The 23,342-nt window shown below is 68.0% G+C and carries 19 protein-coding genes; 8 read left to right on the top strand and 11 right to left on the bottom strand.

Annotated features, from left to right (window positions below; genetic code table 11):
• Positions 1–5 precede the first annotated feature (5 nt).
• Positions 6–857 carry a TolB family protein gene (locus A176_RS08560; RefSeq protein ID WP_044890640.1) on the bottom strand — a complete coding sequence of 284 codons (852 nt, stop codon included), beginning with the start codon at positions 855–857 and terminating at the stop codon, positions 6–8.
• An 821-nt stretch (positions 858–1,678) separates the two neighbouring features.
• Here A176_RS08560 and A176_RS08555 point away from each other — a divergent pair.
• Positions 1,679–3,769, top strand: a complete 2,091-nt coding sequence (locus tag A176_RS08555; protein WP_002634105.1) for a spermidine synthase — start codon at positions 1,679–1,681, stop codon at positions 3,767–3,769.
• A gap of 192 nt (positions 3,770–3,961) precedes the next feature.
• Here A176_RS08555 and A176_RS08550 read toward each other — a convergent pair whose 3' ends face one another.
• The gene (locus A176_RS08550; RefSeq protein WP_044890666.1) at positions 3,962–4,948 is read right to left on the bottom strand and encodes a class I SAM-dependent rRNA methyltransferase; all 987 of its coding nucleotides are present in this window, start codon (positions 4,946–4,948) and stop codon (positions 3,962–3,964) included.
• Between the two features lie 8 nt (positions 4,949–4,956).
• Entirely contained in the window at positions 4,957–6,282 is a 1,326-nt protein-coding gene (locus tag A176_RS08545; RefSeq protein WP_002634103.1) for an amidohydrolase family protein, read from the bottom strand.
• 77 nt (positions 6,283–6,359) lie between these two features.
• On the opposite strand from A176_RS08545, the gene A176_RS08540 reads away from it, so the two are divergent.
• The gene (locus A176_RS08540; protein ID WP_002634102.1) at positions 6,360–7,529 is read left to right on the top strand and encodes a hypothetical protein; all 1,170 of its coding nucleotides are present in this window, start codon (positions 6,360–6,362) and stop codon (positions 7,527–7,529) included.
• Here A176_RS08540 and A176_RS08535 read toward each other — a convergent pair.
• Positions 7,526–8,308: a MerR family transcriptional regulator gene (locus tag A176_RS08535; protein WP_002634101.1), complete on the bottom strand. Its 783-nt coding sequence runs from the start codon at positions 8,306–8,308 to the stop codon at positions 7,526–7,528. The genes A176_RS08540 and A176_RS08535 overlap by 4 nt on opposite strands.
• 134 nt (positions 8,309–8,442) lie before the next feature.
• On the opposite strand from A176_RS08535, the gene A176_RS08530 reads away from it, so the two are divergent.
• Complete coding sequence (locus A176_RS08530; RefSeq protein WP_002634100.1) at positions 8,443–9,921, top strand: hypothetical protein; 1,479 nt, start codon at positions 8,443–8,445, stop codon at positions 9,919–9,921.
• Between the two features lie 238 nt (positions 9,922–10,159).
• On the opposite strand, the gene A176_RS39755 is transcribed toward A176_RS08530, so the two are convergent.
• Both A176_RS39755 and A176_RS40775 read right to left on the bottom strand, forming a co-directional pair.
• Positions 10,160–10,351 carry a hypothetical protein gene (locus A176_RS39755; protein ID WP_226994248.1) on the bottom strand — a complete coding sequence of 64 codons (192 nt, stop codon included), beginning with the start codon at positions 10,349–10,351 and terminating at the stop codon, positions 10,160–10,162.
• Between the two features lie 105 nt (positions 10,352–10,456).
• The gene (locus A176_RS40775) at positions 10,457–10,591 is read right to left on the bottom strand and encodes a hypothetical protein (RefSeq protein WP_257720805.1); all 135 of its coding nucleotides are present in this window, start codon (positions 10,589–10,591) and stop codon (positions 10,457–10,459) included.
• Positions 10,592–10,615: 24 nt separating this feature from the next.
• Between A176_RS40775 and A176_RS08525 the strand changes: the two genes are divergently transcribed.
• The gene (locus tag A176_RS08525) at positions 10,616–12,190 is read left to right on the top strand and encodes a YfhO family protein (protein ID WP_226994247.1); all 1,575 of its coding nucleotides are present in this window, start codon (positions 10,616–10,618) and stop codon (positions 12,188–12,190) included.
• Between the two features lie 4 nt (positions 12,191–12,194).
• On the opposite strand, the gene A176_RS08520 is transcribed toward A176_RS08525, so the two are convergent.
• From A176_RS08520 to A176_RS08510, 3 genes are all read right to left on the bottom strand, one after another.
• Entirely contained in the window at positions 12,195–13,058 is an 864-nt protein-coding gene (locus A176_RS08520) for a hypothetical protein (protein WP_002634098.1), read from the bottom strand.
• A gap of 142 nt (positions 13,059–13,200) precedes the next feature.
• Positions 13,201–13,455, bottom strand: coding sequence for a hypothetical protein (locus A176_RS08515; RefSeq protein WP_002634097.1), 255 nt, complete (start codon positions 13,453–13,455; stop codon positions 13,201–13,203).
• Positions 13,456–13,619: 164 nt separating this feature from the next.
• Positions 13,620–16,460 (bottom strand): fused MFS/spermidine synthase, encoded by a 2,841-nt coding sequence (locus tag A176_RS08510; RefSeq protein WP_002634096.1) that lies wholly within the window; start codon positions 16,458–16,460, stop codon positions 13,620–13,622.
• A 77-nt stretch (positions 16,461–16,537) separates the two neighbouring features.
• On the opposite strand from A176_RS08510, the gene A176_RS08505 reads away from it, so the two are divergent.
• The 4 genes from A176_RS08505 to A176_RS08490 all read left to right on the top strand — a co-directional run bounded on the left by A176_RS08505 (position 16,538) and on the right by A176_RS08490 (position 20,702).
• Complete coding sequence (locus A176_RS08505; RefSeq protein ID WP_226994246.1) at positions 16,538–17,512, top strand: sensor histidine kinase; 975 nt, start codon at positions 16,538–16,540, stop codon at positions 17,510–17,512.
• A 7-nt stretch (positions 17,513–17,519) separates the two neighbouring features.
• Positions 17,520–18,980, top strand: coding sequence for a sigma-54-dependent transcriptional regulator (locus A176_RS08500; RefSeq protein ID WP_002634094.1), 1,461 nt, complete (start codon positions 17,520–17,522; stop codon positions 18,978–18,980).
• Between the two features lie 273 nt (positions 18,981–19,253).
• Complete coding sequence (gene mrpC, locus A176_RS08495; RefSeq protein WP_002634092.1) at positions 19,254–20,000, top strand: Crp/Fnr family transcriptional regulator MrpC; 747 nt, start codon at positions 19,254–19,256, stop codon at positions 19,998–20,000.
• A 120-nt stretch (positions 20,001–20,120) separates the two neighbouring features.
• Positions 20,121–20,702: an SMI1/KNR4 family protein gene (locus A176_RS08490; protein ID WP_002634091.1), complete on the top strand. Its 582-nt coding sequence runs from the start codon at positions 20,121–20,123 to the stop codon at positions 20,700–20,702.
• A gap of 2 nt (positions 20,703–20,704) precedes the next feature.
• Here the strand turns inward: A176_RS08490 and A176_RS08485 are convergent, their stop codons facing one another.
• A complete protein-coding gene (locus tag A176_RS08485) occupies positions 20,705–22,276 on the bottom strand; it encodes an aromatic amino acid hydroxylase (protein WP_044890667.1) in 1,572 nt (523 codons plus the stop codon).
• Positions 22,277–22,379: 103 nt separating this feature from the next.
• Complete coding sequence (locus A176_RS08480; protein ID WP_002634089.1) at positions 22,380–23,291, bottom strand: LysR family transcriptional regulator; 912 nt, start codon at positions 23,289–23,291, stop codon at positions 22,380–22,382.
• Positions 23,292–23,342: the final 51 nt, after the last annotated feature.

The following is a 23,342-nucleotide window of genomic DNA, read 5'->3' as shown; positions in this document are numbered from 1 at the left end:
GTGTCTCAAGGAACATCCCCCAAAGCAAAAAGTCGAGTTATCCGGCCGCCCACCGACACCATCACCGACTGCTCATCCTGAAAGAATATCTCTCGGGCATGGACACCGTATTGCGCCCGCACCGAGGAGTCCTCCGCCAACAGTAGGCGGTGCATCACCCGCGCGGGACGCTTCAGCGACGTCCACTCCTTGAGGATCGCATGCGGGCCATCTCTCGCCACGAAAACCAGCCGCTTCCCATCAGGGGAAAACGCCGGCTCATTCAAATCTTCCGCTGCGAGGGCTTCGGGCTGAACCACGCCATTTTGCATTAAATGCAAACTCTTCTTCGTCGCGCTGCACAGGGTATGAACGTAGATGAGCGCTCCATCAGGCCGAAACGCCGGACGGAGATGACACCCCACTTCATCCGTCATCGCCTGCATCTCGGTCCCGTCCATCCGCACGCGATAGAGTTGGGCATTGGCTTGGGGCTGATGCTGCCCAGGCGGCCCTCCCATTCGCGGATGGTGCGCGAAGTAGACCCACTTGCCATCCGGACTGAGTGCAGGATCCGCGTGGAACCCCTGTTCCCCTCCAATACGCACTGGCGCCGTGCTTGAGCGCCATTCCCAGCGGTACAGCAAATCGTTCCGCGCCGTCTCATCGTACGCGGTGAAAAACACATACCGCCCGTCCGCCGAGAGAGTCAGTGTCCTTGCGCTGTAGGGCAGCGGAAGAATAATCCGCTCGGGCTTCCGCGAATGCACTTCCAGCGCAACCCACTCCCCAGACCTTCCGAACGTCAAGTACCTCGACTCCACCTTCGCCGGAAGGGGCGCCGAAACCAACACCGCCAACAGGACTCCCAGCATCATTTGTCGACCCCACTCGCTTCGACGAGACGAGGCGTCCAATCTGGGGGAGGAATACAAACGCCTGTCGAGGCTTGCGGATGGCCCGTTCCGCATCTCCACTCCGTCGGACATGCGGCTTCCGAACGACAGCTTTTGGAGCAGACATACCCGGCAGATGGTGCCGCCTTGACATGAAGACACACACCCGACACACACCCGGCTTCGCCTGAGTCCGTGCAGTCTTCCCCCAATCCAGCGGAGCGCGCGGCGGTCGCCTTCTGGCGATGCTCTCCGAACACCTCCTCGACGGGAGCCGCCTGCAAAACCCTATCTGGCGATGAGTCCTTACAAGCCCCGGCCAGCACCCCCAGCACTCCAACCAACAGGGCAGTTCGGTTCGTCACGGCGTCTCCAAAGGCAAGACTTCACAAGACTTTGTTTAGAAGTTCACATACTGCCTCTCTCGCAAGAAAGTCAATTAATCTCAGAGTTCCCACGCCACGCTTACGACCCCAGACAGCGCTCCCCGCGAACAAAGCCAATACTCGCGGAAATAAACGAATACTCTGGAATTCAAATGACCATAAGCTTCGCCGCTCGCGATCCATGCTGCGGAGTCATCCGACGACCGCGAATGGTCGGCCAGGTATTGCGATGCGCAGGACGAGCCTGCGCGCGGCTATGCCCCCGCCTCTCCTCTCGAAAAGCAGGGGCCGCTCCCGCAACCCGGGAGAAGCATCCCATCAGCACGCGAACGAAGTGCACCCCAGAGGAGTGACCAGGGACTTGCCAGCGCGACGCCTCGCTGGGATAACCGACCCGTCCGACTTCTCAGGGAAAAAATGGAAGCCCCTCCCCAGAAAACCTTTGCAAGCACCTACATCGGCACCCTTTTTCATCTCTGGGTCTTCCTTGGCTCCTTTCTTCTCTTCCAAGTCGAACTCATCCTCGCAAGGCGGCTCCTTCCCTCTTACGGGAGCAGCGCAGCCATCTGGACAACCTGTCTTGTTTTCTACCAAGCCGTTCTGGTGCTCGGATACTTCTACTCGAGCCGGGTGACGCTAGCAGTTCAGCAGGGAAACTATCGCTGGGCACATCTGCTCTTCGTGCTGCTCGCGGTGGTCGTCTTCCCTTTCCGACTGCACCATTTCGACCTGCCGCCTGTCGCAGCCATTCTCCTGACGCTGACGGTATCCCTGGGATGGCCGTTCCTTGCCCTGTCGACAACCAGCGTCGTCGCACAAGGGTGGTTTACAAGAACGGAGCACCCTTCGAGGGCTGACCCATTCTTCCTCTATGGAACGTCCAACGCAGGGGCACTCCTGGCGCTGCTTTCCTTCCCATTCCTGGTGGAACCCGCGCTCGACCTCGAAGTGCAACTCCTGGTCTGGTACGTCGGGTACGGGTGCTTCGTTCTCCTGGCGGGGCTCTGTATCTTGAGCGTTCGAACTGGCACGCACACTGCCAGCACGAAGGAATCCCCTCCCAACGCGGAGCCCGGACCTCAGGTGCCGCGTTCATCACGGATCACCTGGATGCTGCTTTCCGCGAGCGCCAACGCGCTGCTCCTCGCGGTCACGAATGTCCTCACCCTGGATGCATCCATCCCGCTGCTGTGGATCCTTCCCCTCTCGCTCTACCTGCTGACTCTCATCATCTGCTTTTCCAAGCGGCCTCCCACCCCAACGGGACTGAACCGGCTGGCGATAGGAAGCCTTGCCATCGCCCTCATCGCAGCCGTTTTCGCGTTGGCACGAGCACAAACATCCATCCCCTCCCTGGTCCTTCACAGCACCGTACTGTGGGTGGGGTGCTTGCTGATGCATGGAAATCTCGTGTGGTGCCGCCCTAGCGACCCACGCCTTCTGGGTTCGTTCTACCTTCACGTGTCCCTCGGAGGATTGGCCGGAACGCTATTGCTTGCACTGGTGGTCCCTCTAACCCTCGGATCCCTGGCGCTTCCCTATCTCGATCACGGACTGGCCGGAATTCTCCTCCTGGGAGGGCTGGCTGCCCGCGATGTGATGCGTCAGGCCCAAGGGGTGCCGCGCCCCAAGCTTGCGCCCTACGTTTCGGGAGGGGCAGCTCTTTTCATCATCGCGATCCTCGTTCTCTCCGGATGGATGCTTGCTCGCGGGCGAATCGAAGGTTCCCGAACCTTCTATGGGCATTACACCGTCAAGGACACAGAAACCCTGAGACTGTTTCAACATGGCAGCACCGTTCATGGTGTCGAAAGCCTTCACCCAGATGAACGAGGGGAACCGCTCTCGTACTATCACCGCGGATCTCCTGTGGGCCGCGTGCTCGCCGCTGGGCGCGTTGGACGTGAACAGGTTGCCGTTGTGGGGCTTGGCATTGGAAGCCTGGCTGCCTACGGCCGACGCGGCGAATCTTGGGACTTCTACGAACTCGACCCAGAAGTCGAACGACTCGCCCGCCAGCACTTCAGCCTGCTCAACACGAGCCAGGCACACATACGCGTGCTCACAGGCGATGCGCGCTTGCGAATCGAGGAAGCCGAAGACCGTCGCTATGACATCATCGTCCTCGATGCGTTCTCCAGCGACTTCGTTCCAACGCATCTACTGACCCGAGAAGCGCTGGACCTCTACCTCCGAAAGTTGAAACCTGATGGGCTTTTGCTCTTTCACGTTTCGAGTCGGCTGTTCGACCTCATCCCTGTCCTCACCCGCCTGAGCTCCGAACTGAGAGTCCAGGGGTTCGTCAGTCAGAATGAGACCCTGACCACCGACGAACTCGCGACAGGTCGCTCTCCAAGTGTCTGGTTCGCAATGAGCCCTGGCAGCACGGCGATCAGCATCCTCGAACAAGAGCTTCGATTCCAGGCGGTGAACTCGTCCCCTGAGATACTGAAGCGACGAGCATGGACCGACAACTACGTCAATCTCTTGCATGCACTCGCCCAGTAGAGTCGACGGGCAGCCAGTCAAACCTCAATAGGTCCCATCGCAGGGAGGCGTAGTGCGCCGCCGGCATGCCTTCCACACCGCACATGGAAGGCCGCAAGCCTGCTTCCCGGCGGCGCGGCCCGAAGTTGTCAAGACAGGGGTTTCCCGTCGGGAGATACAGATGGCCCCCAACAAGAGGGCAAGGTACTGCCGTCAGCGGACCTGAACTCGGTGCACCTTCAGCGCCGGCTCCTGCCCAGGCGGGGGAGGAAAGTCGAGCGCGGAAGGCCCCAGTGAGCCCAATGACTTGCCCTGCCGCCCAGCCTGAGCCACTCCTTCGAGCACCATCGCCTCGAAGCGCCGAGCCGGCAGGCCCGCATGATTGCAACACGCCACCAACTGCCCACCCGGACTCACGACGCGCGCGGCGGCTTCGGCCAGACGAGCATAGTCTCGCGCGGCCGAGAAGCGCCCGCTTCGAGTCGTGGAGAAGGACGGCGGGTCCGAGATGACGATGTCGAAGGACTCGCCCTTCTTGGCCAGCCGCTTCAGCCAATCGAACACGTCGCCCGCCACGTAGTCGTACCGGTCCACCATCTGCCCATTGAGGCGCGCGTTCTCCTCGCCCCACTCCAGCACCCGGCGGCTCGCGTCCAGGTTGAGCGCCCGCTTCGCGCCCCCCTCCATGGCCACCACCCCGAAGGCACAGGTGTACGAGAACAGGTTGAGCACCGTGAGGCCGCGCGCCTGAGACAGCAGCCACGCCCGCGTGTCCCGCATGTCCAGGTACAACCCCACCGACAACCCCTGCCCGGGGCGGATGAGGAACGACAGACCGTTTTCCAGCGCGGTGAGTGACTCCACCGCCTCGCCCCGGGCCGGAAGCTCGGGCGCGAGCGCATCCTTCGCCACGTTGGCCAGGACGCGCGCCTCCCGTGGACGACGCTTGAGATACAGGCTCCGAGGCGCCCAGGCCGTCACGGCCGCGTCGAGCAGCGTCTCCTCTTCCTCCGGCGTGAGGTCGCGGTAGAGGCTGATGACGACCAGGTCGCCAAACGCATCCGCCGTCACGTCCGGGACGCCGTCCGCTTCACCATTCAAGACGCGCAGGGCCGTGGTCCGGGCATCCCCGAGCAACGCCCCCCGCCGGCCACGCGAAGCGCGCAGCGTGTCCACGAGTGAGACTGGCAATGAACCCATGACGCCGCTCAGGTCCCCAGCCGGGCGCGCGTCCACACGCGCTCCAGCGCCCGGGTCGCGGCCCGAGACAGCTCGGTGTAGTCGAGCCCCAAGAGCTGCCCCTCGCGAACACAGACGCGCCCGTTGACCACCGTCCAGCCCACCGGCGAATGCGCGAGCTGCCCGAGCAGGTGCGGCGAATACCCCGTCTCCGGGTCCGCCGTCGGCACGACGTCATAGACGACCAGGTCCGCGATGCTCCCCTCCTCCACGTTGCCGGAGGGCAGGCCGAACAGCCGCGTGCACAGCTCCGCGGGCCCGTTGACGAGCAGGTGCGCCAACGCGCCATCCACGTCGGGCATCCGGCCCGAGCGGGAGATGCGCAGCACGCCCACCATGGCCGCGAGCAGCTCGTCCCGCAGGCTCCCATGGCCCCCCGTGCCCAGGCCCAGCAGGTGGACCCGCAGCAGCACCGAATCCATGGGGTCCACGCCACGCTCCAGCGTCCGAGCCCCCCGCGCCGCCAGCGCCACGAAGGCGCCGCTCTGCTCCAACAGCTCCGCCTCCGCGCTGTCCAGCACGCGCGCGTAACCCGCGATGGCCCGCGGCCCGAGCAACCCCAGCGCATCCAGCCGAGGCACCACCCGCTTGCCATGCTGGGAGTAGGTCGCCGTCAGGTCGTCATCACTCTCCGCGAGGTGGAAGACGGTGGGCGCATCCAGCACCCGGCTCAGCTCCGCCACGCGGCGAAGAAGCGCATCGTCACAGGTGAACGAAGCGTGGAAGCCCAGCGCCCCGCGCACCAACGGATGCGTCTTGTGCGCCCGGGTGAACTCCGCGTTGGCGTTCAGCCACGTCTCGGCCTGGGCCGCGCCGTCCAGCCCGTGCGTCGAATGGCTCGTCACCAGGCGCATGCCCACGGCTTCGGCGGCGCGCGCCTGCGCGGCGAGCCCCCCGGCCACGTCCTGGCAGGACAGGTGCTCCACCACCAGGGTGATGCCGTGGCGCAGCGAGCGGGCGGCGGCGTAACGGGTGAGGTCCTCCACATCCTCGTCGGTGAGGAGGCTCGCCACGTGGCGCATCCGGGTCAGCCGCTCCCGGGGGGGCAGCATGAGGAAGTGCCCCGTGGGCGGCAGGAGCTGACCGTTGACGAGGTGCGAATGACAATCCACCAGCCCCGGAGCGACGAGCCGGCCCCGGCACGCCACTTCCCAGTCACCGGGCAGCACGGGCACCTGGGCGTCCGGGGCGACTCGGCGGATGGTGTTTCCTTCCACCACCACGGCCATGCCATGGCGGACGCGCCCGTCCGCCCTGAATACGGCACAGTCTTTCAGCAGCAGGCGGCCTTCCATGAAATGCCAGTTCTAACACGCGTCCGGCGCCGCGCGAGGGGCACGACCCGCACGGAGCATGTTAGGGTCCGTACCGTATGACGCCGCTGAGCCCCGCCGTGAACCCGTCGTCACCCGTGATGGCCCCATCCCCTCGGGGGGCCCTGGCCTTCCGGGACCTGTGGCTCTTCTCTCCGCGAGCGGATTTCCTCATCGTCGCCCTGCCCCTGGCCCTGGCCCTGTGCACGGCCGCCGCCATGGGCCTGCTGGCCCCGGGCGCAGCGGAGAATGCCCACCGGCTTTCGGCCTGGACGGCGCAGAACCTGCTCGGCAACGCCACGCACGTCATCCTCACCTTCCTCCTGTTCGCAGTGCACCGGGACGTGCTGACAGCCGCCCCGGGGCAGCCGCGCCAGGTGCTCGCCGGCTCGCTGGCCATGCTCGGCGTGGGCACGGTGCTCTTCTTCACCTTCTATGCGGAGCGCACGGCCCATACGTACGGCGTGGCGGTGCTCTTCAACGTCTTCGGCACGCACCACACGTTGTCCCAGCACCGGGGCATCTGGTCGCTGCACGGCCTGCGCGCGAGCAAGGCCGGCCTGCCCGGCGCCTCCACTGTCGAGCGCAAGCTGCAACAGATGTACGTCCCGCTGATGCTCACCCTGCTGCTGGTGCGCATCTTCTTCGTCGCCGAGTCCCCGGGCCCCACCGCGCCCGCGTACCTGGATGTGGGCCAGGGACACGTGCTGCCTCACGGGGCGCTGGCGGTGCTGCTCGCGGTATGGCTGGGCTACTTCCTGCTGCTGTTCCGCTCCGTGATGCGCACGGAGGCCGTCAGCGGGCCCAAGGTGCTGTACCTCCTGGCCATGGCGACGGCGACCGGGCTGGTGCTGGTGGCCCCCACGTGGGGCTACGTCATGCTGCCCGCCATGCACGGGCTCGAGTACTACATGCTCACCGCGCGCATGCTGGAGCCGCGTGAGGGCGACGCGCCCCGGCTGCCCCGGAAGTTCATCGTCCCGGCGATGATTGCGTCCATGCTGCCCCTGCTCGCGCTGGGGGCGGTGCACGGACTCATCCAGCAAGGTGTCATGCGCGGGGCCCTGGGCAGCAACATGGGCGCGGCGGAGATGCACCCGATGCTGCGCGTCGCGACGTCCCTGGGCTTCGCGTGCGTCCTGGCGCACTACTTCGCGGATGCCCTCATCTACCGCTTCCGGATTCCGTCCATCCGCGCGGTGATGCTGAAACGGCTGGGCTTCAGCTAAATCGAGCCGCAGGGTTCGCCAGCGCCATGCCGTTCGGCGTTGGCCGCGAAGGCGTCACGCAGGAACAGGGAGAGACCGGCACGCGTCTTGTCGATGTTCTCCGTGAAGCGCGAGTCGGCCACGTAGAGCTCCCCCAGGCCCCGATGCATGGTGTGCGCGCACGGGTAGAACCACGTGCCGAGATATCGCCGGTGCGCCTCGGCCAGGTCCATGGCCTCCGTGGAGGCCGCGGCGGTGCCCGCGTCGAGCAGGGCCGCCATCGCCTGGAAGAGTGCATCTCCCTCCTCCTTGATGCGCTTCCAGTCCTCCTTCTTGTAGCGCGCGGCCCTCCGGGAGGACTCCTTGTAGGCCTCCGTTTCCCCCCAGCGTTGCTTCGCCTCTTCCTCGTACTTCGACGGGTCGAAGTCGCCGAAGGCCTCGAACATCGCGTCCTTGTCCACGTGCGTTCCCCTTTCCAGCGCGTCCAGCGCCGTGTCCACTGCGTGCACCAGCGCGTCCAGCCGGGAGGCGCGCTCCGTCAGCAACTGCCGCTGCATCCGCAGGGCGGCGCGCAGGTCGAAGGTGGGGTCGGCCAGGATGCGGCGAATCTCCTCCAGCGGGAAACCCAGTTCCTTGAAGAAGAGCACCTGTTGCAGCCGCTGCAGGTCCGCCTGCGAGTAGAGCCGGTAGCCCGACTCGCTGCGGTCCGACGGGCGCAACAGGCCCAGCTCGTCATAGTGGTGCAACGCCCGGATGCTGATTTTCGCCAGCCGGGCGACCTGGCTCACCGTCAGGGCCATCTCCACCTCCTCGAGGAGAGGTTTAGGGTCTCACGTCGCGTGAGGGTCAAGGCCGTGCGAAGGGGCGCGGCTTCCGATGGCCCGCCCGCGCCGCTGCCTTCGCGTGTCTGCCGTAACACGGTAGCCTGCCCGCCATGCGTCAGCAGTCACTCCTCCTCCCAGGCCCGGCGGCGCTCATCGCCGTGGTGCTCGCAGCCTGGCTCGGGATGTCACCGCTCAAGAACTTCGACCTCTTCTTCCACCTCGCGGGGGGGCGGTTTCTCCTGGAGCACGGCTTCACGCGGGTGGACCCCTTCAGCATCACGGGGACCGCGGGCTGGGTGCCGCACGAGTGGGGCTTTGGCGTGGCCTGCATGGCGCTCATCCGCTGGCTGGGCGCGGGCGGACCGGGGCTGCTCATCGCCACGCTGGTCGTCGTCAACGTGCTGCTGCTCTGGTCCGCCGTGGAGCGGGCGGCCTCCGGCAGGCGAGGGCTGCTGGCGCTGGCCGTCTTCACCGCCGTCCTGCTGGTTCATGCCCCCACGTGGCGCACGGAGCGGCCCTACCACCTGGGCCATCTCCTGTTCACCGTCGCGGTGGTGAGCGTCCAGGCCTGGCGCGCGGGCAACACGCGCATCCTGTGGATCTTTCCCTTCCTCGGTGTCCTGTGGGCCAACCTCCACGGAAGCTGGCCCCTGGGCCCCGCGCTCCTGGGAGGAACGGCCCTGGGCATGGCCCTGGACTCGGCCGAGGACAGGCCCAAGGCCCTGCGCGGCCTGGCCTTCGCGGTGGCCGCGTTCCTCGCCGCGGGCCTGGGGCCCGATGGCGTGAACATCTACCTCTATCCCTTCCACCACTCCCTGCTGCCCTCCACGCAGAACATCGTGGAGTGGCGTCCCCTGGACCTCGACCTCGGTTCGAGCTGGGCCTACCTCGCGCTCTTCGGAGCCGCCCTCTTCGTCGTGGGTGGCGCGTCCGGCCGTAGGATGGCCATCCTCCTGCCCACACTCGTGCTCGGCGTCGCCGCCATCAAGGTGCAACGCCACGCCCCCTTCGCGGCCGTCCTGATGGCCCTCACCATCGTGGAGCACGCGGGCCGGACCACCGTGAATGCCGCCGTGACGCGGCCCTGGCACCGACTGGACGGAGCCGTGGCCCAGTGGAGCGCCCGCGCGAAGGGAACGCTCTGGCCCGCGCTCGTGCTGGGGGTCCTCGTCACCATCCACGCGCTCAATCCCCTGCCCGTGGAACAGGGCGTGCGCCGGTCCCTCATTCCCATGGGCGCGCTGGAGGAGCTTCGAAAGCTGCCGCCGGGGAAGGTGCTCAACCCCTTCGTCATCGGCGGCGCCATCTCGTTCTTCGCGGGCACGGACTACAAGGTCTTCATCGACAGCCGCAATGACCCCTTCCCCCTGTCCATCCACGAGGACTACACCCGGCTGCTGTGGGGCGAGCCCGGGTGGGAAGAGGCGCTGGCACGCTATGCCCCCGACTACCTGCTCTGGAACACGACGAATCCGGGCAACATCCTGCTCGACCACCTGCGCGCCCGGGGCGGCTGGCACGAGGTGACGCGGGATGGGACCTACGTGCTCTGGGCGCAGGACCGCGCCACCGCGACGGAACGTCCATGAGGGTCAAGGATTCACGCCTGCGGACAGCGCTGTCTGTCCTGGGCCTGCTGGTGCTGCTCACGGTGACCTACCGGTCCGTGCTGTCGGGGCACCTGCTGGCGGGCCGGGATGTGTTCCGCATCTTCTTCCCGGACTCGGCGTTCCTCCTGGAGTCGCTGCGCGCGGGCGAGGTGCCGCTGTGGAACCCCTACCTCCGCCTGGGGCAGCCCTTCGCCGCCACGTTGTACTCGCAGGCGTTCTACCCGCCGCGATGGCTCGCGCTGCTCGCCGCCGGCCCCGTCGCGTCCATGACGGTGATGCACCTCGCGCACACGGTGCTCGCGGCCCTGGGCGTGTTCCTGCTGACGCGCAGGTTGAACGCCTCGTGGCCCGCGGCGCTCGTCGCGGGCGCCACCTTTGGCCTGTCGCCGATGATGGTCGGGCTCGGCATCCAGCAGAACGTCGTCGACGCGGCGGCCTGGAGCGGGCTGCTGCTGTGCGCCGCCTACGATGTGACGCACCAGCCGGGCCCCCGCCCCTGGCTCTGCCTGGCCCTCTACGGCGCGATGTCCCTGCTCGCGGGCTCACCGGAGACGACGCTGTGGCAGGGATTGATGGCCATGGCGGTGGCGGGCATGGGGGCGCCCAGGGGCTCCCAGCCGGTGACGACGCCCCACCCCCGCGATGGCATTCGCTCAAGCCCCGAGGGCTCGCGATGTTTCGCGTGGCGGCGGCCTTCGGCGGCGCGGTGGTGCTCTCCGCGGTGGTGCTGTTTCCCGCGGCGGAGTTCGCCCAACAATCGATGCGCGCGCAGTCCGCCTGGTCCGAGCAGTTGTCCTGGTCCATGTCCTGGCCCCAGGTCCTCTCCGTCTTCTGGCCGCTCGCGGATTCGCCGCGTGACACCTATTGGGGCCAGGACCAGTGGTTCATCATCACCCTCTTCATGGGCACCCTGCCGTGCGTGCTCGCGGTGGTGGGTGGCTTCTGGGGTCCGCGCCGGATTGAGCCATTCGCGCTGGGGGCCGTGCTCCTGGCGTGCTTGAGCCTGGGGCGGCACTTCCCTCCGGCGGCCTGGCTCCTCCAATCCATTCCCCCGTTCACCTTCTTCCGCTACCCGGCCAAGTACTTCGTGGGCGCGGCCTTCTGCCTCGCGGTCCTGTCCGCATTCGGCGTGGACGTGCTCGGAAGGCTCGCGTGGAAGCGCCGTCCTTCGGGCCTCCTGGCCGCCGCGGCCATCACGGGCACGGTGCTGGCCGTCGCCACCATCGGCTGGGCGGTGCGCCAGCTCCCCATGAGGGCCTCCGCCGAGGCCGGCGCGCCCTGGGTTCCCTTCTGGCTGGGGCTCGCCCTCATCCTGATCGCGCTGCTCCCGGGTGCGCGCGGCACGCGTCCCAGAAGAGTCCGCGCCGGGCTGGCCTCGCTGGTCATCATGGAGCTGGTCGCCGCGCAGTTCCTGCTGAGTGAGCCCCGCTACACCCCGTCCGCGCCCCTGGAGCGCCCCTCCGCCCTGCGCCCCCTCCTTCCCGAGGTGTTCGAGGGACGCATCAGCGTGGACATCGAAGGTCCGGAGGACCCGACGCGCACGCAGTCGAAGGACGGCATCGAGCGCAGCCTCGACAGGTTCACCCCCAACCGCTTCGTGGAAGCACGCCTCCCGGCATTGGAGGGCTACGGGGCCCCCGAGCCTCGCTACACGACACGCTTCCACCAGGCGGGCGAACGGAGCGTCTACGACCTCACGGGCGTCACCCACTACGTCCGGAGGGGCCCGCCCCCGTTCGAGGACCTGGAGCTGCTGCACCAGGCCGAGGATGGCACCACGCTGTCGCGCTCACGAACCGCGCTGCCCCGTGCCTTCCTGGTGCAGCAGGCACGGCTCGCGAGCGACGAAGAGGCCCTGGAGGCCGTCATCGACGCGGACCAGCCCTTCCGGAACATCGCCTTTCTGGCGACCGGCGAGCCGCTCGACAAACCCCGCTGCCAGGGCCACGTCGAAACGCGGAGCCGGGGCGCGCGGCACCTGGAGCTGGCGGTGGAGGCTTGCGACGACAGCTACCTGATTGTCTCCGACAGCCACTACCCCGGATGGCACGCGACGCTGGATGGCCAGGAGGCGGTGATTCACCGCGCGAACGTCTCGCTGCGGGCCGTGCGTGTCGCCCAAGGCCCCCACACCGTCCGCTTCGAGTACCGCCCGCTGAGCTTCCGCATCGGCCTCGCGCTGTCACTCGTGGGGTGGCTGGGCCTGGTGGTGGTGGCGCTCCGTCGCGACAAGCGCGGCGCCCGATAGCGGCTCAGGCCCCGGGCCGGAAGACATAGAAGGAGAGCGGGTGGCCCTCCCGCGCGCGCACGCTCGCCTTCCGCCGGAGGACCCAGAGCTGACCGGGCTTCATGGGCCGCTCCTCCCCCGCGGACAGGCCGCCCTCGCCTTGCGTGACATAGACGAGCACCGGCGCCGCCCGCGTCCCCTCCACCCCGTACTCACCCGCGCCCAGGTTCACCGCAGCCATCCGGTCCGACAGGACGGGGAGCGAAACCTCGTGCACGGGCTCTCCCGCCGCCTGGAGCACGTCGAGGGCCGGAGGCGGGACGTAGACGAAGGGCGCCGCGCCCTGCCGCATCCGCGCGTCATCCACCTCCACGTAGAGGTTGCCGTCGAACCGCGGCGAGGCGAACACCAGGTTGCCCAGCATCCGGTCCGTCGCGCGATTGAACCAGGCGTGCCCCGTGAAGGGCCCCGAGGCAATCAGCTCGCCGGGGTCATGCGTGCCGCGACGCTCCGCCAGCCCCTCCTCCTGGCCCCAGACCTGATGCACCTCCGCCTGCCCCGCGACGATGATGGTCGCCTCGTGCGTCTTGCGGTGGATGTGCAGCGGGCACGTCTGTCCACGCCCCATGACGTGCATGTGGACGGTCGCGCCGTCCGCATAGAAGTAGGTTTCGGAGACGTCCGCCGCGTCGGGGTTCTTCTGAGACAAGGCCTCGAACCGCGCGGGCACGTCGAAGACCTCGACGTCGGGGTCCTCCGGTACCGCCATGGCGCTCCGCAAGGCCAACAGCACACAGAGGACGAACGCCGTGAGGAACAGGGACAGCGCCCTGTACAGCCAGAGGCGGCGCCGGAGCGAAGCCAGGTCCACGGAGACGGGCGCGTTCATGCGGAGACACCAGGAGACGGCTGGACCCAGGTGACCCGAGTCTGAACGGCCGCTCTAAATGATGATGGCAGCAGCCCCACCCGAAAGTGGATGCCGCTGCCATGAGAACCAAGGAGCCCGGAGGCTCCCCCGTCAGCAACGCTCAGTAGGCGTTGTTCTGACCGAAGTTCTTCATCGTCTTCTTGTTCAGCGTGTCGTTGGAGCTCTGACCATCGTTCTGCACGCTGTCGTTACCGGCCAGGGCCGCGGCGGACGCGCCGAACAGCTTGCGGATGTTGTCGCCGAACAGGGTCACCACGCCGATGGCCGCGATCGCGATCAGGGCGACGATGATGATGTACTCGGTCATGCCTTGGCCACGGGCCTTACGGAGCTGCTTCTTCGAGGTCGCCTTCATGGAACTCTCCGGGGATTGCAGTGGTGGAAAAGACACCCTGCTGCTTGGGTGATTCACACCCTAGGGCAGATCCCACTTCCACCTCCATCGGTCATCGGGAGGATGGTGGGAATTGCCTGTGATTTCAGCAGGTTGCCCCTTTTTTGATGATCCACGAGCCCATTTCAGGGGTTCGCGGGGGCGGCGACAGGGGCCGTTGCGCCGTTACAAGCCGAACTCGGGAGTGCCTCGCAGAGCGAGCGCAGCGCCCGGGCCAGATTTTCGTCGTCGGGATGCCGGGCCGCAACCTCGCGCCCCATCGCCACCGCATCCGCCTGGGCACCTACCGGTGTCCACATGGTGCGCGACGCCCAGATGCGCGCCGTCACCAGCTTCAGGTACGCCGTCACCAGCGCCGGCGTGCGCCCGCCACGGGCCACCTCCGGCTCCAGCAACGAGGCCGCCAGCGTGAGGTCCTGCTGGGCCAGCGCCGCCGAGCCCAGGGCCAGGGCGGAGTCCGGGCTGTCCGGGGCGAGGCGCCGCCACTGCGCCGCCGCGCCGCGCACCATGGGGTCATTGGCCGCGTGGTAGCGCTCGATGTTCCGGTACACCCTGGCGGCCTGCTCCGCCGTGGGCGGGTGCTGCTGCACGTAGTCGTGGAGGAACAGCCGGTCGGCCCCTTCCGGCGCGCGCCGCTCGTCCTTCACCCGCACGTCCAGGTTCGACACGAAGAAGGCGATGGGCGACGTGTACTCCAGCAGGTTGTGGTCGTCCGTGTTGATGGGCCCCTTGCCCGCGAACTCGAGCTGCCCCGCCTCGCTGTGCACCTGCTTGGAGAGCAGCCCGAACACGTCGGTGATGCCGACGCGGGACAAGTCCTTCTGCACCTCGGGGTGCAGCATCCGCTCCGCGACGCGCGCGGCGTCGAAGGACAGGGGCTTGCGGCTGGCCACCAGCACCAGGTCCTGCGGCCCCAGCCACGTGGTGGCGTGGGGGAAGGTGTCGCGCAGGGTGCGGACCACCAGCTTGATGAGGTCCTCGTTGCTCTCGTAGGTGTGAATCCACTGCACCAGCACGCCGTCATCCGCCAAGTGCTGGTTCACCGTCTGGAAGAAGTCCCGCGTGAAGAGGCCGGACACGCCCGCCACCCACGGGTTGGAGGGCACGCTCACCACCAGGTCGTACTTGCGCGGCGACAGCGCCATGAACGTCTTGGCGTCGTCCACGTGCACGTGCGTGCGCGGGTCGTCCACGGCGTTGCGGTTGTCCGCCTTGAACAGGCGCGCCGCGTCGATGACGGCCGGGGCAATCTCCACCATGTCCAGGTGGTCCACCGGGTGCGCCAGCACGCTGCCCGCCGTAATCGCCGCGCCGGCGCCCACCAGCAACACCGTCTTCGGCTCGCGCGGATGCAGGAGCGCGCCCAGGTGGCCTGCCACCACCTGCGTCTCCACGTCACCGCCGTTGGACGCGTCGATCTTCCCGTTGAGCTTCATGAAGCGCAGGTTGTCCGCCGGCGCGTCCGCCACCATCACCGTGGCGAAGGTGTCGTCCTGGTAGAAGATGGGGCGGATGATGGCCTCGGTGTCCGCCACCAGCTTCGCGTAGCTCTCCGGCGGCTTCTGGTGCGAACGGATGGAGGCGATGCCTGACAGCCGCACCGCCCAGCCACTCATGCTCCCCAGCACCACCACCGCCAGCCCCGCGGTGGCGGCCACCGGCCACAGCGCGCGCGCGGGCTGCTTGGGCCGGTCCGGCATCGCGTGGAAGGCCAGCCCCGCGCCAATCAGGTTCGCCGTCACGCCCGCGATGAAGTTGCCCTCCATGCCCCACCACGGCATCAGCACCAGGACGCCCAGCGCCGAACCGGTGATGGTCCCCACGGTGTTCCACAGGTACACGCCGCCGAGTTGGCGGCCCACCTCGGACACCTTGGCCGTGGCCACGCGCGCCGCCGCCGGGAAGGCCGCGCCCATGAAGAAGGTGGGCACCAGCAGCACCAGACAGCAGAAGCTGAAGGTCAGGAGCTGGAACAGCGGCCACGTCTCCAGCGAGCGCGTCATCATCCACTGCGCCTTGCGGAACAGGTGCGGCAGCCGGACGTAGAGCGGCAGGGCCACGCAGATGCTGGCCACCAACGCCACCTGCAAGCGACCGAAGAGTCGCAGCGAGTCCACCTTCCCCTTGCGCGTCATCAGCCAGAAGCTGCCCAGGCCGATGCCCATGATGAACGCGGTGAGGATGAGCGTGAAGGCGTAGGTGGACGCGCCCAGGACGATGGACAGCAGGCGGATCCACGTCACCTGGTACAGCATGGACGTGAAGCCCGACAGCAGCACGCCGATGAGCGCGGCCCGCACCGCGATGCGCGGATAGGACACCTCGTCCTCGTCGCTCCCGGCGGGAGGTGACTGCCCCGGAGCCAGCGCGGGGGCGAAGCGGCGTGCCAGCGCCAGCGCGCCGAAGGCCAGGAGGATGTTGAGGCCCGCCGCCATGTTCGCGGACGAGGACAAGCCAATGGCCGGCACCAGCTTCGTGCCCGCGATGAAGACACCCACCGCCGCGCCCAGGCTGTTGACCGCGTACAGCCGCGCCAGTTCGTAGCGCACGCCCGTCAGGCTGGAGGCGAAGTGCCGCACCAGCGCGGGCAGCGTGCCGCCCATCAGCAGCGTGGGCACCAGCAGCGACAGCGCGGACACGAGCAGCCGAGGCCCCAGCCGGTAGCCGTCCGGCACCGCGGGTGCCACGCTCAACCAGAGCGCCCCCAGCACGTCGAGCACATAGGGGAAGGCCAGCGCGTACAGGCCGACGCCCAGCTCCAGGATGCCGTAAAGGGCCAGGGGGTTCTTTGCCCGGTCGGCTGTCCGCCCGAAGACAAATGCCCCCAGGGCCTGCCCTCCCATGAACGTGGCGAGCACCACGGCGTGCGCCTGCCCGCTGTTCCCCAGGACATTCCCGAGGTACTTGGACCAGACGAGCTCATAGACGAGTGCGGTCGCCCCGGAGAGGAAGAGGAGGCAAGCCACAAGGTTCTTAGGAAAACGCGCCGTAGATGACATGGGGACAGCGCGGAACCTTAGTCGGTATGTTTCAGGCCCACCAAATGAACACCCATCTCCTGCAAGCCGCGACGCTCGCCTGGACTCCGAGCCTGCGGGTGACACGCGCCGAAGGCGACCTCGCCAGCATCCTGCGCCGCCCCGCGGAGGCGCTCTTGGAGCGGCCCCTGCACGACGTGCTCGGGGTCTCCGCCGCGCGCGCCCGCGAACTGGACCACCGTGCCCGCGAGGACCGCCGCGCCGTGGAGTTCATCTCCGCGAACCTGGGCGGCGAGGACGCCACGCCCCTGCGCCTGTCCCTGGGCCTGGACGCGGGCGAGGCCAGCGCCACCGTGCTGGACCTCAACACCCTGCTGGACGGCGCGCCGCCGGTGCAGATTTCACGGCTGTCGTCCTCGCTCAGCCACGAGATTCGCAACCCGCTCTCCTCGGTGAAGATGGCCGTGCAGACGCTCGCCCGAAACACCGGCCTCAATGACCGGGACAAGCGGCGGCTCACCATCGCCAACCGGGAGATTCGCACCATGGAGCGGATGCTCTGGCTCCTGTCCGAGTACGGCCGGGACACCACGCCCAAGACGGATGCCCATCCGCTGCGCTCGGTGGTCCAGGAGGCCACGGAGATGGTCGCCCCCGAGCTGGCCGAGCGCCGCGTGGAGGTCCGCGTGGACGAGGAGCCCGACATCCCCCGCGTCCGCGTGGACCCCAACCGCCTGCGGCCCGTCCTGGCCCAGGTGCTGCTCAACGTCGCCATGGGCCAACCCGAGGGCAGCCCCGTGGAGGTGGCCCTGCGCCGGGGAGGCCCGGGTCAGGTGCTGATGATCCTCCACGACCCGGTGGCCGCCCTTCCTCCCGAGGAGAACGGCACCTTGTTCGAACCCTTCGGCTCCCGGCTGGCGCGCGGCGCCGGCCTGTCCCTGGCCGCCCTGCGGCGGGTGATGATGGGCGTGGGAGGCGACGTGTCCGCCCGCGGAAGCGCCGAGCCGGGCGTGGTGCTGACGTTGACGTTCGCCATTTGAGAGCGCCATGGAGACCCTTCTCATCGTCGATGACGACGTCTCGCTCCTCGAAACGCTGAAGATGCACTTCGAGGAGATCGAGCAGGACGGCCAGCCGCGCTACCAGGTGGCCACCGCCACCAGCGCCGCTGCGGGGCTGCGCGCGGCCCAGGAGGCCATGCCCAGCGTGGTCATCCTCGACATGATGCTCCCGGACCGCACGGGCCTGGAAATCATCGAGGAGATGAAGGGCCTGTGCGGGGACGCGCGCATCATCCTGGTCACCGCGTACCACGACATGGAGACCACCATCCGGGCCATGAAGGCCGGGGCCTTCGACTACATCCACAAGCCCTTCCCGGACCCCGCCGCCCTGGACCTGGTGGTGGAGCGCGCGCTGGAGTACCGCCAGTTGTCGCGCCGCGCGGACGAGGTCCACCGGGAGAACGCCGCCGCCCGCCTGGGCGACATCGTGGGCACCAGCCCGCTGATGCAGCAGTTGGTGAAGGAGATTGGCAAGGTCACCGGCAGCCACGCCACCGTGCTCATCACCGGCGAGAGCGGCACCGGCAAGGAGCTCATCGCCCGCGTCATCCACAACTACTCCTACGACGAGCCGCGGCCCTTCATCGGCATCAACTGTTCGGCCATCGTGGACACGCTGCTGGAGAGCGAGCTGTTCGGCCACGAGAAGGGCGCCTTCACCGGCGCCACCGCGGGCAAGCCCGGCAAGTTCGAGCTGGCCGAGGACGGCACCGTCTTCCTCGACGAGATTGGCGACATGTCGCTGATGCTCCAGGCCAAGCTCCTGCGCGTGCTCCAGGAGCGCGAGTTCGAGCGCGTGGGCGGCGTCAAACGCATCAAGCTGCGCGCCCGCGTCATCGCCGCCACCCACCGCGCCCTGGTGGAGGAAGTGGAGGCGGGCCGCTTCCGCGAGGACCTCTACCAGCGCCTCAAGGTCATCACCCTCCAGATTCCCCCGCTGCGCGAGCGGCGCGAGGACATCCCCCCGCTGGTGAAGCACCTGCTCGAGCGCATCAACGAGAAGGTCCACAAGCGCGTCACCCGCGTACCCGGCGAGGTCATGGAACGCCTCACCCGCCTGCCCTGGCGCGGCAACGTGCGCGAGCTGGAGAACGTGCTCACCCGCGCCGTCGTCCTGGCCCCGGGTGACGTCCTGCGCGGCGACGACCTGCCCGCGCTGGAGTCCACCACCCCCGCCCCGGACGCCGGACGGAACGCCCCGCCAGCCGCTGGCGCCATGTTCGCCGCCCCGGCCGAGGACGACGCCAGCCTGATTCCCACTTTGGAAGAGGCCGAGCGCCAGCTCATCGCCCGTGCGATGACCGTCACGAAGGGGCACAAGGGTCGCACCTGCCAGATTCTTGGAATCAGCCGCCCCACCCTGGAGCGCAAGCTCCAAAAGTACGGTCTTGCACAAGGCCAGAGCCCTCAAGTGCACACCTTCCCTGTGAAGGATGCGTCCTGAGCACTCTTGGACAGTGTCACTGCCGCGACACTCACCCCTCCGGTTTGAACGTTTCGTTCAAATTGATCAGACTGTTTGAACGTTCTGTTTCAGGTTTTGGACACAGAGCGGGGGTCAGTGCGGGCCTGTAGCGCTAAGTACCCGGCATTTCAGGCGGTGTTGTCCCGGAACCATTTCAATTCCCGCTGGCACGTTCCTTGGAGAAGGGAAGTCCCGTTCGCCGCTGAAGCAAACGGCCCGACTTCCCCACGCTTTCTTCCCAGGAGTAATGCCATGCACGGTTTCAACCGCCCCCTCGGCCCCATCGGTTCCAACGTCGTGGCGCCGCTGCAGACGACCAGCTCCGGGATGATGGTCACCGCCAACAAGCTGGTGCCCGGCCAGGAGGCCATCGACTTCAAGGGCTACTTCAAGGTCGAGTCCTTCCCGCACAACTCGACCATCTACCGCCCCGGTGACAACACCGACCGCGTCTACCTGCTGAAGTCCGGCCGCGTGCGCCTGATGCGCATTGGCAAGAACAGCACCCGCTCCGTGGTCTCCATCCTCCGCCCGGGCGACCTCTTCGGCGAGCTGTTCCGCCCCGAGGGCACGCCCATTGAAGAGATGGCCATCGCCGCCGGTGAGGCCGAGGTCTGGAGCATCGAGGGCCGCGACTTCCGCGCCCAGCTCGAGGCCCGCCCCGCCCTGGCCGTGGACGTGGTCCGCGCCTACGCCGAGCGCGTGCGTGCCCTGCGCAAGCGCGTGCTGGGCCTGACGTTCAAGGAGGTTCCGGCCCGCCTGGCGGACACCCTGCTCACCCTGGTGGAAGCCCACGGCGAGCGCTGCCCGCACGGCGGCGAAACGGACCTGCGCGGCATCACCCAGCAGGACCTCGCGGACCTCGTGGGCGCCTCGCGCTCCTTCGTGTCCACGCTCATCAACGAGATGAAGCGCGAGGGCGTGCTCGGCAACGTCGGCCGCATCCTCTGCGTGCGTGACCAGAAGGCCCTGCGGAAGATCGCCGGCAAGGAGAAGTAATCCGCGCACCCGCGGCGAACGGGAAGCGTGACACCAGACGGGCCTGACCATGCGGAGCGCCGCGTGGCCGGGCCCGTGGCGTTTTGGATATACAGGGCTCCCCACCGCCCGAGCCGCCGCATGTCCCTCAGCGCCATCGACACCCTTCTCGCGCTCCAAGAGCGACTGAAGCACGAGACGAACCTCCCGCTCCGGTCCGTGTCGCTCACGCCGGTGGACGCCAAGGACCTCGACCTGTTGGTGTCCTCGGTGGGCACATCGCTCCCTCCGGCCTACCTCGACTTCGTCTCCCGGCACGGCCTGCTGTCGGCCATGGACTGGCGGGGCTTCGAGCGGGCCCGGATGTTGAGCCCCCTCGCGCTCCTGGAGGCGCTCCAGTGGTCCAGGGAGACCATCGAGGAGGGCTGCTTCGGCGACAACGAGGACGAGCTGGAAGCCGCCATCCTCGAGAAGAAGCTCCGCGAGCGGATCATCCCCTTCCAGTACATCGCCTCGAACAATGTGAGCGACTACTACTACTTCGACCCGGGGACGCGCCGCGACACCGGGCCGCTCATCTTCCCGGCGCGCCACGACGACTTCGACCTGGCGACGTGGCTGCTGGCCGACGCGCCCGACGTGTCGGGCTGCACCTTCGACTTCGACGAGCACCTGCGCTGGGTCCTCCGCGAAGGCCTGGAGGAGAAGGACTGGGGCCGCTGACCTCAGACGCGGCGGCGCAGCTCCTCCACCTCGGCGCGCAGCAGCCAGTCGTCCGGGAAGTCCGAGGCCGCCGCGGCGATCTGACTCAGCCGCTCCGGCTTCACGGTGTGCGTCTCGCGCATCTTCCGGACCTCGCGGTAGAGCGCGGCCAGTGACGGATGCAGCGCCAGGGCCTTGCGCGAGCGGGCCTTCTCCTCGCCGTCGCCCTCCGCGAAGGCGCTCAGCTCGCCGTACCAGCGGTCCCACGTCTCCGGGTCCGACGGTCCCCCCGCCACCGACGGCAGGCTCGGGGTGACGAAGAGCTTCGCCACCGCGGGCAACTCCAGCTCGCGCCCCGCCAGCCGACCGCGCAGCGCCAGCACCTGCCCGCCGTCCGTCGCGAAGCCCTCCAGCTCCAGCCCGCTCTCCAGCGACAGCTTGAACGCCCCGCGCTCCGGCAGCGTGCCCGCGCCAAAGGCCACCAGCGCCGGCCCGTTCCACGGCCGCGCGTCCAGCGACTTGCCCTCGCGCGACGTGAGGATGGGGCCCTCCAGCCGCACCAGCGCGGTGTCCAGCCCCGGCGCCACCGGGCCCGGCGCGGCCAGCATCTCCAACACCTGTCCCGTCACCTCGAGGCCGTCCGCCAGCACCAGGTGATTGACGGTCCGCGCGCGCAGCGCCTCCGTCAGACCGAAGTCGCCGCCGCGCTTCCACGACAGCGTGGACTCGAACGCCTCCAGCACCTCGAACAGGTGCTCGAAGTCCCGCGCAACGAAGAGCTGCGGCTGCATCCGCGTGATGTCGTAGTCCATGTCCGCGCACGCCACGCTCAGCGGCAGCTTCTTCACCGCGGGCGTCAGGCAGTGCTGCGCCTCGGCGATGCTGGACAGCAGGCCCGCGCCGTAGATGCGCGGCGCGTCCACGGCGCCCACGAGGCCGTACTCCGCCGTCCACCAGTAGAGGCGGCTGGCCCGCGTGCTCTCGCTGACGTAGCGGCGGCTCGCGCTGGCCGCCTCCAGCCGCGCCTGCGCGTGCGCCACTTCCTCCTCACTGGCGTCCGGGTCCTCCTTCACCACCGACAGGTTCCGGATGGCCTCGAAGACGGCCTGGTCCTCCACGCTGGCAATGGCCTTGAAGCCCACCAACCCGCAGGCCTTGAGGTACTCGGCATAGCGACGGTTCGCGATGATGGGCGCGTGACCGGCGCTCTCGTGCACGATGTCCGGCGCGGGCGTGTATTCGATGTGCTCGTGGGTGCGGATGTCCGCGGCGATGGCCAACACGCCCAGCGCCTGGAGCTCCGTGAAGACGGCGGGCGGAATGAAGCCACGCACGCCCACACAGGCCCACCCCATGCGGGCCAGCTTCTCGTTCATCTCGTCCAGGCTGGGGATGCACTCCGAGCCGATGCCCGTCGCCTCCAGGCCCGCCAGGTAGTCAGGGTGCGCCTTGTCGGCCAGGTGGCCGCGCAGCGAGCCCAGGATGTTCCGCCACACGGCCTGGTCGCGCGACGTATACGCCGCGTACTCCTGCCCCACCACGTAGCGACGCAGATGGGCAGGCAGGCGGGCAATCGTCCGTTCCGTGGGAGTCATCATCGTTCACCTCAGGCGGAATCTTCTACTCTTTGAAGATATCCCTTCCTTGGGTGAACGGAAATCCGGCAGAAATCGACGGCTTCGTCGTTTTTACGTCGGACTAGCCTGACTGGCGGCGAAGCCCGTCCAGCACGAGCTGGGCCCCCGGGCTGAGCGCTCCGGACGGCCAGAGGGCCACGACTTCCACGGCCTGGGGCTCCGCCTCCATCAACGGCCACGCATGGAGGTCTGGCGGAAACGGGTGCATGGGACGCAGGTCCGGCGTGATGGCGCAGGCCCGGAACGCGCGCAGCAACTCGTAGAGAAGCAGGAAGCTCTCCGCGCGACCCACCTCGTCCACTGTCACGCCGTGCTCGGCGAAGCGGGCGCTGTTGGCGCCGCCGTATGGATCATCCCGGAGCCAGTCCACGAAGCGCTGGCCCTCCAAATCCGTCACGTGCAGCGACTTCTTCGAGGCCGCCTGGCGCGCCAACGCGTTGTCCGGGCCGGCCAGCACGACGAAGGGCATGCGGAGCAGGGACTCGGACTCCACGCCCTCGTGCGTGGGCAGCGGCGTGAAGTCCAGCGCCAGGTCCAACTGCCGCGTCTGCACCTGGCGCGTCAGCTCGTGCGTCCCGCCGAAGCTGAGCACCAGCTTGAGGTCCGAGGCCGCGGCGTCCTGGGCCACGGTGCCCACCAGGGACAAGGACAGCGTCGGGTTGAGCCCCAGGCGCACCACGGGCTCGGCGCTGGCCAGGTCTCTCAGGCGCTTCATGTCCAGTTGGTGCAGCGGCGTCTGGGTGCCCGCGAAGAGGCGCTCGCCCCGGGCGGTGAGCTGCAGGCGCCGTCCAGGCCCTCGCTCCAGCAGCGGAGCGCCGTCCGCCAACGCCAGCTCCAACGCGCGGACATGCTCGCTCACCACCGAGCGCGCCACCCCCAGGTGCTCGGCCGCGGCCTCGATGCTGCCCGCCTCCACCGCGGCGGCGAAGGACTCCAGCCACACCAGATGCCGGACGAGTTTGCGCGGAGGCATGCGCGGCATCCTCGCACGCCCCCATCCGCCGGACGCGCCGTCAGACTTCTT

Origin of the sequence: Myxococcus hansupus, from assembly GCF_000280925.3 — a bacterium.
Classification (GTDB): Bacteria; Myxococcota; Myxococcia; order Myxococcales; family Myxococcaceae; genus Myxococcus; species Myxococcus hansupus.
The sequence above is the reverse complement of the archived record's forward strand: the minus strand, read 5'-3'. Positions and strand labels throughout refer to the sequence as shown.